Consider the following 13,290-nt stretch of genomic DNA (forward strand, 5'->3'; position numbering starts at 1 on the left):
TGCGACAAGCCTTTTGGTTCCATGATTTTTAAGAAATCAGTTGGCGCTCTCGTTCCACGGCCTGATTGAAGGTATCTGTCACTGTTTCGCTTGGCGGCTTTGTACACAGGGAAACAACAACGATCGCTATCGTGGCCGCGATTACTCCTGGAACCATTTCATATAACGATTCGCCTAAGCTGGAGGAACCCCACGCGAAAACGACAACTGCACCGGTGATCATACCTGCAAGAGCCCCGGGGGTATTGAGCCGACGCCAGTACAGCATGAAAAGTACGAGCGGTCCAAATGCTGCGCCAAAGCCAGCCCAGGCGAAACCAACGAGCCCCAAGATTGAATCTGAAGGGTTGATCGATAGTACTCCGGCGACAACTGCAACCAGCACGACTGCCGTTCGGGATAGGTTAATCATGACGGGTTCACTGGGGTGATCTTTTTTGAAAACTTTGAAGATGTCTTCAATCAGGGAAGTGGACGTCACAAGAAGTTGGGAAGAAATGGTTGACATGATTGCCGCAAGCACAGCCGTGAGAATTAATCCACCAATCAGGGGATGAAACAGCAGTCGTCCCATATCGAGGAAGATAGTTTCATAGTTTTGCTTGTCGACGATATTAAAACCGGGATTCTGACCAAAGTAGGCTGTGCCCACAATCGCAACGAAAGCAGCACCAGCAATGGATATTGTCATCCAGCTGATTCCGACAAACCTGCCAAATCGGGCGTCGGCAGGCGAGCGTAATGCCATAAATCTGATAATGATGTGCGGCTGGCCGAAATAACCAAGACCCCAGGCCAGATTGCTAACGATCACCAATAGTGGGATTCCACTGATAAGCGAGAAATACGTCGGATTTCCCGCGCCAGAAGTATACGGACCATAGTCGTGGGATGTCGCCCACGTCCAGATTGAGGATGGAGAATCTAGAGCAAACAGCGCCATTACTGGGACGATGATTAACGAGCAGAACATAATCGTCCCCTGAACCGCATCAGTGTAGGCAACTGCCAGAAACCCGCCGATGAAGGTGTAAGCCACGGTAATGAAAGCGACGATGAGCATTCCATCGATATATTGACCCCCGAATGCCGATTCAAAATAGTGTCCACCAGCCACCATTCCAGAGGAGACATAGAAGACGAAAAAGACAACGATGATCACGGAGCTAACAAGCCGCAGTAGACGGCTATTGTCCTTGAGTCGGTTTTCGAAGAAGGAAGGCAACGTGATCGAATCATCAGCGACTTCGCTGTAGGAGCGAAGACGTGGTGCTACCCACTTCCAGTTTGCCCAGGCACCGATGATCAAACCAATGGCGATCCATAGTTCACTCATGCCGGTGACGAAAAGCGCGCCGGGTAGCCCCATCAGTAACCAACCTGACATGTCCGAGGCACCGGCGGACATTGCAGCCACAAACGGGTTAAGCCCGCGACCTGCAAGCACATAATCTTCGTATTGGTCGGTTTGCCGGTAGCTCCAGTATCCGATGGCAAGCATCGTCAACATATATATGATGATGGCTAAAATATGCCAGGTTTGGTCAGCCATGTTATCCTCAACTGTTTGCTTTTATGCTGGTCACGCGATTTCGTCTAGATTACACCGTGGGTGCATATTTTGGGGACTTGTCGAAAGTGTGTTTCTGCGGTGTCGGGGTCTCCTGGTAGAACAGTAGACATGACGTCGCACATTCTTCACGGCCTGTGGCTGAAGCAATCTGGCCTTCACTTGTGGGTGGAGCAAGTGGAAGGCCACAAGATTGTTTCAGGCGCGGATGTCCCTTCGGGGGTATTCCCGCCAGCTGTGGAGTCAGCGATCAAAGGAAAACGGTTTGCGCATCGGGTCGATATGGTTTTGATGACCCCTAAGGGCCGGGAGGTGCGGCTGCCGGTTCCGACGGTTGCGGTTGCGCCGGAACAGGCGGTTCAGATTCTCGCGGTTGTGGCCGGGGTGGATGAGGTCTCTGCGTCGAGGGCACAGCGGGCTAGTTTGGGTGCTGATTTGGTGTGGCTTGGTCATATGTTTGCTGGGTTGCGTGAATTCATTTCGGCTGGTCGGGTCGTCGTAAAGCTGTCGTATTCGGATCGAAAGTGGTTTCCGATGTGGCAGTTGGCGGCAGGCTTGGGGGAGCGTGGTTGGATTGCGCAGATGATGCAGGCCGCGCCGGGGGTTTTGGTGCGTAACGGCGGTTTGTCGGTTGCGGAGGATATAGCGGAGGAATTGCCGCATTGGATCGCAAATCTGTTGTTGCGGGATCTGTTTGATTCGGAGCGGCCGACGCCGTGGCATGAGTTTTCGGAGGCGCTTTTGGCGTCGAAGCCGTTGCGGCGGGGGAGCGCGAATCTGGTGTCGGCGCTTAATCGGTGGCGGGATTCGATTACCGCGGTGGATGTGCAGTTGGTTTTCGTGGTTGAAGAACCCGGTAGTGCCGATGATGTGGAGGTGGGGGCGCAGGATTGCGTGTGGCCGGTGCGGGTCCGGGTGCGTTCCGGCGTTGATGCGCCGATCCCGGTGAATGTTGGATTGTTCGATCGGGCGACGGTGAACCGGTTGACGGCGCTGCGCCGGGAGGCGGTTTTTGTGTCGCGCCTGTTGGATTCTAGCCGCGAACTTCCGGCCACCCATCCGGCACGAGTTTCTCCGATGATGGGGTTGGTGTCGCGGGGAAGTTCCGTCGGCGAATGGGATGTGTACTTATCGACGGACGAACTGGTGGCGTTTATTTCGGAGGATGTTCCGCGGTTACGGGATTGCGGGTTTACAGTTTTGCTGCCTAAAGCGTGGAGTAAGCAAGACACCAAGGCGAGGCTGCATGTCCAGGAGTCGAATGAGACGGTGGGGCGGCCCAAGGTGGGGTTGGACCAGATTGTCGATTTCGACTGGCGGGTGTCCATTGGTGATGTGGAGCTGTCGGACAAGGAAATGAATGATCTGGTGGCGTCCAAATCCGGTTTGATCAACCTGCGTGGCGATTGGGTGATGGCCGATAACGCTGCGATTCGATCGATTGTGCAGTACATGGACGAGCTGGTGAAGTCGTCGAAAAGCCTTGTAAAGCAACAGATTGAAACGTTAAAAATGCGCATGGAGTTGGCGGCCGCCCGAGGCGAAGACACGGCGCAGCTGGCGGCGGCGATTGAACAGTTGGAACAAAATTTGGCTGCGGCGGACGCGTCGGCGGGGCAGATGACCGTGGCGGAACTGCGTGAATTGTCGATGCGCTCGGCGATAGACGAAATCGTCGAATATCACGGCAGCCAGTGGCATGTTGGCCTGATTGGGGGACGGATCCAGGATTTGCCTGCCCCGCAGCGGGTGGACATTCCGGATACGGTTCACGCCGAACTGCGGGAGTACCAGCGTCGGGGCGTGGATTGGTTGCATTGGATGTATCGGCAGGGCTTGGGGGCGGTGCTTGCCGACGACATGGGGTTGGGGAAGACGTTGCAGCTGCTAAGTCTGGAGGCGGTTGACCGGGCGGCGGGTTTGGCTAGCGGCCCGAGCCTGGTGGTGGTACCCACGTCGGTGGTGGGCAATTGGGCGCGGGAAGCGGGCCGGTTCGTGCCGCAGCTGCGTGTGCAGGTGCATCATGGGGCGAACCGGAAGAAGGGGGAGGCGTTTCTCACCCAGATTGAGGATTGCGATATCGTGATCACCTCTTTCGGAACGGTTTCCCGCGATGTGGCGCTATTATCGCAGGTTACCTGGCATCGGGTCACCATTGATGAAGCTCAGCATATTAAAAATTCCAGCACGAAGATTTCCCGTGCGGTTCGGGCTTTGCCTGCATCGCATCGCATCGCCTTGACCGGCACACCGGTGGAAAACCGACTGTTGGAGCTGCGGGCCATTCTGGATTTTTGTAATCCTGGCATTTTAGGTTCGGTGTCGTTTTTCAAGAATCATTTTTCCAAAGCCATTGAAGTTACTGGTGATGAGGTGAAAACCGAGCAGCTGCGTAATCTGACGGCGCCGTTTATTTTGCGTCGACTTAAATCTGACCCCAGCGTGATTGCCGATCTTCCGGATAAGACCGAAACCGTGATCACCGTCGACATGACTACCGAGCAGGCAGCACTGTATAAGGCGTTTGTGTCGGATCTGCAAACAAAGCTCACCCAGGCACGCGGAATGGGGCGTAAAGGATTGGTGTTGGCTTCGCTGACGAAGATTAAACAGATTTGCAACCACCCCGCACATTTTCTTAACGACGGTTCCTCGGTGACTGTGAAAAACCGGCACCGGTCCGGAAAAGTTGCAGAGTTAATGGACTTGATTGCTATTGCGAGGGAAAACGATGAGAAGGTGTTGATCTTCACCCAATACAAGGCCTTCGGTGACTTGTTGGTTCCGTATCTTTCAGATTATTACGGCGTGAGCATTCCGTTTTTACACGGCGGGGTTTCCCAATCGCGGCGCGATGCGATGGTTGCAGATTTCCAATCTGAATCTGGGCCGCCCGCCATGGTGTTGTCGCTCAAAGCTGGGGGCACCGGGCTTAATCTGACCGCCGCCAGCATGGTCATTCACATGGACCGGTGGTGGAATCCGGCGGTGGAGAACCAGGCAACGGACCGGGCGTATCGGATCGGGCAGGATAAGAATGTATTCGTGTATAAGATAATCACGGCCGGTACCTTGGAGGAACGTATCGAAGAGATCATTGCGGGTAAGACGGAACTAGCCTCAACCATGGTCACACAAGGGGAAGGCTGGCTGACCGAGCTTTCCGACGATGAACTTGCCACCTTGCTTAGCTACCGGGAGATGGAATAAATGGCGGAAAAACCAAAGCGCCCCAAGGTTGGCAACGTTATCTACGCCAACTTCGGGGCAAAACGAGACACAGCACCTCCAGAACCTGAGATTCAGCACCGCAAAAGTACCCAGCTGAGCACGAACTCCGCTGTAGGGTGGTTGCAGGGGCTCGTCGAAAAGCGGGTTGATAAGGCACGAATTTCTCGCGGCGAAAAATACTTTCATAGCGGCCGTGTTTTCAATTTGGTCACCGCTAATGCCAGGATCACAGCGGAAGTTGTCGGTTCGCAGCCAGAACCATTCCAGGTGGATGTCGTCTTTCCGTATCGTTCGGCGGACGATATCTCGGAACTAATTACCGAGATTGCAACCATTCCGAACGGAATTACGCAGGCACGAAACGGCGAACTCTCGCCGCAGGCGTTGGGGCAATTATTCGCTGAATCCTACGACGATGTGCGGTTTCACTGCGATTGCCCCGATCCGACTAGCGGGTGTAAACACATCGTCGCCACAATGTGGGCGGCGATGACCGCTTGTAATGACAACCCCAATCTGGCGTTCCAAATCCGTGACTTGAGTTTGTTGGATGTGGAACAATCGGTGGTGCTGCGCGCTAAGGAACTGTCTGAACGGCAAGCAACCATAACCCCTGAGCGGTTTTGGCAGGGCGGGGAGTTGCCTCAATTGCCGCACCCACGCATCCAACCTGCACTTAACGATTCGGACTTGCAGCTGTTGCACCAGGCAATGCGTCAAATCTCGTATACCAGCATCGACGAGCTTCGTGCCGTCAGTGACATTGAAGACATGTACGATTACCTCACCCGGGAGGATTAACACGCCATCGTGACTAGCATTCGATTCCTTCACACTTCCGACCTGCAGATCGGGATGACTCGGTGGTTTCTTGAAGACACCGAAGACGCCCAAGCGCGATTTGAGGCTGCGCGCAAAACCGCGATCACCAGACTAGGGGAGGCCGCGCAGGAACACGAGTGCGCCTTTATCGTTGTAGCGGGCGATGTTTTTGAACACAATGCCATTTCCCCCACCACCCTCAATCGGGCGATCGAAGAACTGCGCCAGTTGCCAGTTCCGGTGTATTTACTTCCCGGAAATCATGATCCGCTGACCGCCGACAGTGTGTTCTACCAGGCCGCCACCGCCGAGAACATTCACGTATTTAACTCCACCGAGCCTATCGACGTCGCAGGTATCGAACTCATCGGCGTCCCTTGGCACAGCAAGAAACCAAGCAAGGACTTGGTGGCTGAGGCCACCAGCCAGCTTGAGCCTAGCTCTGCCATTCGGGTGGTGGTTGCGCACGGGCAAACGGAAAACCGAGGCAATGACATCATGCCGGAGCTCATTGGGATCGATCCCCTCAATGAGCTGATAGCCACCGGTGCGATCGATTACGTGGCTTTAGGCGATACCCATTCCACCATGTCGGTCGGGCCAACCGGAGCAATCTGGTATTCCGGGTCGCCAGAAGTCACAGACTTTAAAGAACTCCCAACCGGTGGGGGAGAATCCAACTCCGGAAACGCGCTAATCGTGGATATAACCAAGAAAGGCGCAGCCAAAGCCGCAGTTGAGGTGGTGCCAGTCCAGATTGGGCGGTGGCGGTTCGACGCGCTTTTCGCCGAGGTTTCCTCGCACGAAGATATTGAAGAGTTCATAGCAACTCTCAAGAACTACCCGCATAAAGACGACACTGTTGTGAAGTACGCTCTCCGAGGCAGCGTGGACATGACAACGCGGGCGTTTTTGGAGGCGCAGCTTGCCCAGCTGAAACCGCTATTTGCCAATTTGTACCCGCGAACCCGCACGATGGAATTGACAACAATACCCACCGAAGACGAGATAGCTGATATGGGTTTCGCCGGTTTCGCACAAGCCGCGCTTTCCGAGCTATCTCAATGTGATCATCCGGCAGCCGAGGACGCATTGGCGTTGCTTTTCCATTTGCAGCGATCGGGGGATAAATGAGAATCACTTTCATTGAAATTGAGGATTTCAAATCAATTACGCAATTTGCGTGGCACGATATTCCCGATCACGGGGTGTTAGTACTATCGGGTGACAATGAAAAAGGAAAATCCACGGTGCTGGAAGCCCTGCACCAAGCGCTATTTAGCAAGCACAATTCCAAGGCTGCGGCGGTCAAAGCCAGCCAGCCCATCGGCAAGGATGTCGGTCCACGTGTAAAACTCGGGTTGGCATTCGGCCAGATTAGGTGCGAGGTGGAAAAGCGGTGGTTGAAAAGCCCAACGGCGGTCGTGACGATCACAGGTGTTGACAGTGGAAATGGCAGTTTTACTGGCGCCGACGCGGAGCTACGGTTGCAGCAATTGTTGGACGATCACGTAGATCATCAGCTGTTCGAAGCGCTTTTTAATAGGCAGGGCAAACTCTCGCCAACGATGGAGCTAGTGGGCATTTCGGCTTTGAAATCCGCCTTAGGCCAATCTGAAGATAGTTTTATCGGCGAAACTGAATCCACCGAATTGATGCACCGCGTAACCACCGAATATGAACGGTACTTCTCCAAGCGCTCGGGTGCGCCCACCAAGTTCGTCAAGGACTATGGCGCGGCCGTAGAAGCGGCACGCCTGCGGCGTCGAGAAGCGGAAGCAAAACTCGCCTTGCTTCACCAGCGCGTCGATCTAGTAGAGAAGATAACCGCCGATAAAGAACACGCCCAGGTGGAACTGCCGACGGCGATCGCACAACATGAAAAGCTTCAATCCGAATGGGAGCTAGCGCACAACGCGGAAAAGAAAGTAGAGCTTAAGCGGCGGGAGTACCAGATTAGTCACGCGCACTGTGAGGCCGTGCGTACCAAACTCGACCAACGCCACGAACGGCTGGAGCTGGTTAACCAACTAGAAGCCAGAGTCCAGAGTTTGCGGGACATGGTGCAAAAACACGAAGATGCAGCGGCTATAGAAAAGCAACATCTCGATCAGCTGAAATCGCACCGCGAAAAAACTGAAACTGCAGCGCGCGCGGCCCAGGATGCACATCGAACGGCGGTGGCGGCGATGCAAGAAGCGCAACGTGCAGCTCGCAGGTCCGAGCTTCGGGCGATGGTGAGCCAACTAGACGACATCGACCGGCGGATCGCGGAACTAGCCACGGTACCTGAGGTATCGTCGGAGGTGGTGGCTGCATTTAACGAGGCGGAACTGGCGGTTAAAGCGACCCAACAGGCGCTTGCGGTGCAGAGCCCCTCATTAACGCTCCACGCGAAAACGCCGCGAACAATCCAAATTAATGGGGAGGAAATTACGGCCGATGCTGCCCCAACGACACAGTTGCTGGAAACGGAAACGGAGGTTACCGTTGATGGTCTTTCCATCGTCATCGATCCCGGAATGGGGACGGCCGGGATAACTGAACAATTACAAACCGAAACAGAGAAACTAAAAACCCTCCAATCTGAGCATGGTTTCGTTTCTGCAGCTCAAGCGCAATCGGCGTTGGAACGATACACAACTAGCCAGACTGAAGTTAAGTTGTTAACCACGCAACGAAGCGCCGTCGTGGGCGAACAATCGGAGTTGGAGGTCCGGCAAGAGCTAGCCCAACCAGAACCGGAGGTGAAGCTGAGCGTTGCGGAAGCGACAGAGCAGTTGGCACAGGCAACGTCGAATGTGGATGCAGCAATGGCTGCACGGGACGAAGCCGCTGCCGCTGCGGAGGTGCTGGCGCAGCGGCCCGCTGAGACCGAGTTTATCGCCGCGCGCACGCTTTTCGACGAAGCAACGGCGCAGCTGGACCGAGAGAAACACGTACTGGCCGAGGCGGAAGCCGAAACTCCATTGGAAGTGCTGAATAGTGACTACCAAGCGTGTACATCTGCCACAAAGGAGCTTGAGAATCTACTGCAAGCAATGGAGAAAGAGCTGGAGCAATTAGCGCCAGACCTCAAGCAACAATTGGTTGAAGCTGCGGCCGCCAATCTGGCTGATGTGGAACAGCGCATTCGTCAGGCCGAAACAACTATCGCAGCCCACCGCAGCTATATTGAGGCATTTGCGGGCGCTGCCGAAGAATGCGATCTCGCCCATGCAGCCGAGATTGCCGCGGAACGAAAAGAATCCGTGATCCAGGCGCGCGCCGCCGCGGCAAAGTTGCTGTATGAAACCCTCTTGCGGCACCAAAAACAAGCACATGCTCGGTACTGTGCTCCTTTCACGAAAGAGCTCACCAGATTAGCGAAACCAGTATTTGGCCCCGATGTCAGCTTCGAGCTTTCTGAATCCCTGGCGGTGACGGGCAGAACGAAAAACAATCACATGGTGAGCGTTGAAGCCTTATCGGGTGGTGCCCAGGAACAGCTGGCAATCCTCACCAGATTGGCTGTTGCTTCGTTGGTTTCGTCCGATCAGGTGCCAGTTTTTCTTGACGACGTATTAGGGTCAACCGACCCCAATCGATTGCTGGCGATGGGGGCGGTATTTAACGATGTTGGTCAGAACCAACAGATTTTCGTGTTCACCTGTGTGCCGCAGCGATATTCGAGTGTGTCAAGCCGGGTGGAAAAGCCAATGCATAGTCTTATGCACCTGGCACAACCCCCAAAAGTGGCAGAGGATTCGACTGAATAAAATTTAGAAAATTCTTACCATTGTTGTGTGGCTGTCCCCGTGATTTGGCCATTATTGGCGGGATGGTACCTAGGTATCGGGAGAGGATTGCGTCTAATGGCAGCGCGGCGTGCGACATTGAGATTGGCGCAATGTAGTGAATTGTGATTATCGCTAATGTTCTCGTTTATGGCTTTTGATCTGCTGTTAGGTTGGGCTTTCGTGTCATTTTCCTCGAGAAAAACATTAGGTAACCTTTATGGTTTATGCTCGAAGTTCGGCGCGGGGTATGGCGTGTTCGGGGATAATGTGAAACAATTTTGTTGATGTTGAAACTTTGGCAAAGTTACTAATCTGGGAAATGAATTCTTCGATCTTTATTGAGGCTTTTTCGGGAATATCTCATAAATTACGGAAAGGCCGAAGAAATATTTATCCACCCATTTCCTATGTATTTGCCAAGAATTTGCAGGTAATTGTAAACAATTAGCGAAAGTACTGTTTAATATAGACCCATGACTACTCCGCGATGGCTCAGTGATGATGAACAGCAATTCTGGCGGCTCATGCTTGCTGCCATTAGAAAAGTAGAACACCATATTGAAAATGTCCTCCAAGATGGTCCAGGGCTTACGACCTCAGAATTTGCAGTTCTGGTTAGTTTGTCGGAAAGCCCCGACAAAGAGATCCGACTGCGCGATCTTTGCGCCGATTTAGATTGGGATCGTAGCCGAACCTCCCACCAGGTCACGAGAATGGAAAAACGTGGCTTAGTGACCAAGCAGCGGTGCATCGGCGACGCACGCGGCATTATCATCGAATTGACTGAAGAAGGCGAGCGCCGCATTAGGGAGGCCGCCCCCTTCCATGTTGAGTCGGTGCGTGAGATCGTCTTCGACAGCCTCAACGAAGAACTCAAGGAACCCGTGGCAGAATTCCTCCAAAACATCCTCGATCAACCAGTTGGGCGCCCACGCAACCAGTAAATCAGGGTCAATATCAGGGGAGTCCCTGATGCGGCATGAAGCAGACCTCGCCAGAATAGGTGTTAGTAAGTCATTCATCGAAAACGGAAAGGTTTTGTACCATGTCCCAACCATTCAGCCCACAGCCATATGCACAGCGCCCATTGCACCGCTCGCTGCATACCCGCCTAGTCGGTGGCGTTTTCGGCGGCGTGGCAGAAACCTACGGGTGGAATGTGACCCTGCTCCGCGTTCTATTCCTCCTGTCGATGTTTTTGCCCGGCCCGCAGGTGCTGGCCTATATTGCCGCATGGATCATCATGCCTGAGGGATAACAGATCCCGGAAGTCGTCGCAAAGCACAAAGCCCCGTCGTTGCCGTAACGATGGGGCTTTACTCTAGGTTCACAGCGGGCAAGAACGTCAACCCAAAACCTCACGAACGTGGGCTTAGGCTGATGCCGCGGAAGCTCACTACAGTTCGGCATGGTGTGTCGTTTCAACGCGGAAGACGATTGAGCGGTCGCCAGGACGTTCCAGAAAACAAGTAAGAACACACAAACGCGACAACCGGTGCCCATCAAACAAAGAACAAACCTTCATTTGAGAACACCGGTAACACACCCTAAGCCACACACAAGTGTCAACTATGTCGCGACTCAGGACAAAAGTGTCCCCGACAGTGTGTGGAGTCATGACATAGTTGACATTTCTGTTCTGGGGTTTTCTGAATGATAGTTGACAGGTCAGTCGCGACATCGTTGACAGTTGAAAAACCACATCGGAACCACACGACCGCACGCTAACGACATTCATCCACGGCCACACCGCGATACTGACCACAGAGCCAGCAAGGTTCGTTATTTTGGTGCGGAAGCCGTAAAACCAGGGACGCTATCCTCTCTTAACGCACCGACACGCCCCAAATGTCTCGTTGCCGACTGGTTAGGATGTGCCAGAAAAACGAATACGAACCCTCACTCAGTACGAGCCCTTAGCGCAAAAATAACCGGCGATCCGTGTTCCTATTTCAGAACACAGAACACCGGTAACACACCCTAAGTCACACACAAGTGTCAACTATGTTGCGACTCAGGACAAAAGTGTCCCCGACAGGATTCGAACCTGCGACCTTTGGTACCGGAAACCAATGCTCTAATCCACTGAGCTACGGAGACAAGCTGCGCTGTGCAACGCTTTGAAATACTAGCACCCACCGGCTCAAAAATCGAACTCGGTGGGTGCGTGGGGGTTACCCGAAGTATCCGGGCAGCTCAGAGGTGGTAGCTGCTCCCGTTCGGAAATAGTCGAGGACAACTTTGTCGACGGCTTTATTGCCAACCCCGAAGTGGGAATGCCCGGGCCCATTTACTGTAATCAGATGGGAATTCATGGACTTTTGCATCTCCCAGAAATCGCCGTACGGAGTTTGTGGATCGCGGGTGGCCTGAATCTGAAGCGGCCGGGTTTTCAGCGCTGAGCCGTTGAATGGGACGCCCTTGGTGATAGGAGCTGCGCCGTTGCAGACCAAACCCGAGTTAAACAGTGACGGGCCAGCCTGAATGACGTCCGCGATAACGTAGTTAGTCCACAACGCACGCGGAATATCCTGCGGGTTCCACGGGCTTTGCGCTTCGTTACACATGATCGTCGAACGCATGTTGAAGGAGTGGATAAACGCCTTGGCATCTTCTTCGGTTGGCTCTTTGGGGATTAGTTTCTGAGTAGCCAAGTCCGGGTTATGGATAGTTTCAACGATTGACTCCCAAAAACGCGGCATAGGAAGTCTCATAAAGGTGTAGCCGAGCACCGATGAATGCGACTGGTTCCTGCCACCAGCAAACAGTTGACTACCAAGATTCTTAGCCTGAGAATGCGCAGGTTCCGTGCCGTTTATAATGTCAACGGCAGCTTGTCCAACGCCAGATGAATGCGGAGGAAGGTCGGCCGCAGTTGCTTTCGGTGGCGTCACGGACGGCCAGACACCAGATTGAGCTTGAATAGCCTGAGCCCATTTGGTGTACACCGCGTATGGGGTGGTGCCCAGGTGGAACTTGTCATCGTTTAATGCCGCCCAGTTGAAAAACTCTTGGAGCGCGGTGTTATAACCTGCTTCCTGGCTGGCGATGACATGGCTCCACTGATTTGACGCATTCAAACCGGAATCAAGCACCACTTTATTAGTCTGCTTCGGGAAAAGCGTGGCGTAGGTGGATCCGAGTAGAGTGCCGTAGGACAAACCATAGATCGAAATCGTGTCTTTGCCGAGTGCCTTTCGGACTTCGTCCCAGTCCCGTGCGGTGTTTTCAGTTGTGATCTGGGCCGGGTAGCCAGGATGACTTGTTTCGCAGGCTTTACGTATTGCTTCGCCGGATTGGGTGAACTGGTCAGCGGGCCCTAGTTTCGAAGTGTCTGAACACTCAAGTGGGGTGGAGCCATTAAGACCGCGGGGTTGAACACCGATGATGTCATAGTTGGCAAAAAACTCGGCGGGGAATTCCGTCATATCCGTGGTTCCTAGCCAGCCGTAAACATCGCCGCCTGGGCCGCCAGGATTGGTGAAAATCGTGTCCTTAGCACCATTGGTGGCCTTGAACTGGATGAAGCCGACGGAAATTTTCTTACCTTGTGGGTCGGCATAATTCTGCGGGACGTCAATGCGGCCGCAGCGAGCACCGGGTCGTTCCACCGATTTCGGGCAATCCTCCCATGCAATCGCTGGTTTTTGCTGAGCTGTTGCATGTGGGGCTGTCGTGGTAACCATTGCTGCAGCAACGGTTGTGACTGTAAGTACAGAAAGTAGCTTTGGAAGTTTCAGTTGCACGATGTGAAGTGCTCCTTTGGCGTCTGAGGTGAAACGGCTCGTCATCTACACTAATGAATAGTTTGACGTTTGGGAATTAAAAATTACTGAGGTTTTCTCACCAGGAAAATGCGTATGAAATGTTGACCTGTGGTTTTGGGGG

General features: G+C 53.7%; 8 protein-coding genes and 1 tRNA gene. 6 read left to right on the forward strand and 3 right to left on the reverse strand.

Features of this window, described 5'->3' with window-relative positions; all coding sequences use genetic code 11:
- Nucleotides 1–28: 28 nt before the first annotated feature.
- Nucleotides 29–1,552 carry a sodium/proline symporter PutP gene (gene putP, locus Q4D85_RS09195; RefSeq protein WP_303199888.1) on the reverse strand — a complete coding sequence of 508 codons (1,524 nt, stop codon included), beginning with the start codon at nucleotides 1,550–1,552 and terminating at the stop codon, nucleotides 29–31.
- Between the two features lie 129 nt (nucleotides 1,553–1,681).
- Here putP and Q4D85_RS09200 point away from each other — a divergent pair, with 129 nt between their 5' ends.
- The 6 genes from Q4D85_RS09200 (at nucleotide 1,682) to Q4D85_RS09225 (ending at nucleotide 10,660) form a co-directional block, all read left to right on the forward strand.
- Nucleotides 1,682–4,780, forward strand: a complete 3,099-nt coding sequence (locus Q4D85_RS09200; protein ID WP_303199890.1) for a DEAD/DEAH box helicase — start codon at nucleotides 1,682–1,684, stop codon at nucleotides 4,778–4,780.
- Nucleotides 4,781–5,602 carry a hypothetical protein gene (locus Q4D85_RS09205; RefSeq protein WP_303199892.1) on the forward strand — a complete coding sequence of 274 codons (822 nt, stop codon included), beginning with the start codon at nucleotides 4,781–4,783 and terminating at the stop codon, nucleotides 5,600–5,602.
- Between the two features lie 9 nt (nucleotides 5,603–5,611).
- The gene (locus tag Q4D85_RS09210; RefSeq protein ID WP_303199893.1) at nucleotides 5,612–6,757 is read left to right on the forward strand and encodes an exonuclease SbcCD subunit D; all 1,146 of its coding nucleotides are present in this window, start codon (nucleotides 5,612–5,614) and stop codon (nucleotides 6,755–6,757) included.
- Entirely contained in the window at nucleotides 6,754–9,381 is a 2,628-nt protein-coding gene (locus Q4D85_RS09215; protein WP_303199895.1) for a hypothetical protein, read from the forward strand. Before Q4D85_RS09210 ends, Q4D85_RS09215 begins: the two co-directional genes overlap by 4 nt.
- Nucleotides 9,382–9,875: 494 nt before the next feature.
- Entirely contained in the window at nucleotides 9,876–10,346 is a 471-nt protein-coding gene (locus Q4D85_RS09220) for a MarR family winged helix-turn-helix transcriptional regulator (protein WP_303199896.1), read from the forward strand.
- Between the two features lie 101 nt (nucleotides 10,347–10,447).
- Complete coding sequence (locus tag Q4D85_RS09225) at nucleotides 10,448–10,660, forward strand: PspC domain-containing protein (protein ID WP_303199897.1); 213 nt, start codon at nucleotides 10,448–10,450, stop codon at nucleotides 10,658–10,660.
- A gap of 768 nt (nucleotides 10,661–11,428) precedes the next feature.
- Here the strand turns inward: Q4D85_RS09225 and Q4D85_RS09230 are convergent.
- Both Q4D85_RS09230 and Q4D85_RS09235 read right to left on the reverse strand, forming a co-directional pair.
- Nucleotides 11,429–11,502, reverse strand: a tRNA-Arg gene (locus Q4D85_RS09230).
- 74 nt (nucleotides 11,503–11,576) lie between these two features.
- A complete protein-coding gene (locus Q4D85_RS09235) occupies nucleotides 11,577–13,193 on the reverse strand; it encodes an alpha/beta fold hydrolase (RefSeq protein ID WP_303199899.1) in 1,617 nt (538 codons plus the stop codon).
- Nucleotides 13,194–13,290: the final 97 nt, after the last annotated feature.

It is taken from the genome of Corynebacterium sp., assembly GCF_030532965.1.
Taxonomy (GTDB): domain Bacteria; phylum Actinomycetota; class Actinomycetes; order Mycobacteriales; family Mycobacteriaceae; genus Corynebacterium.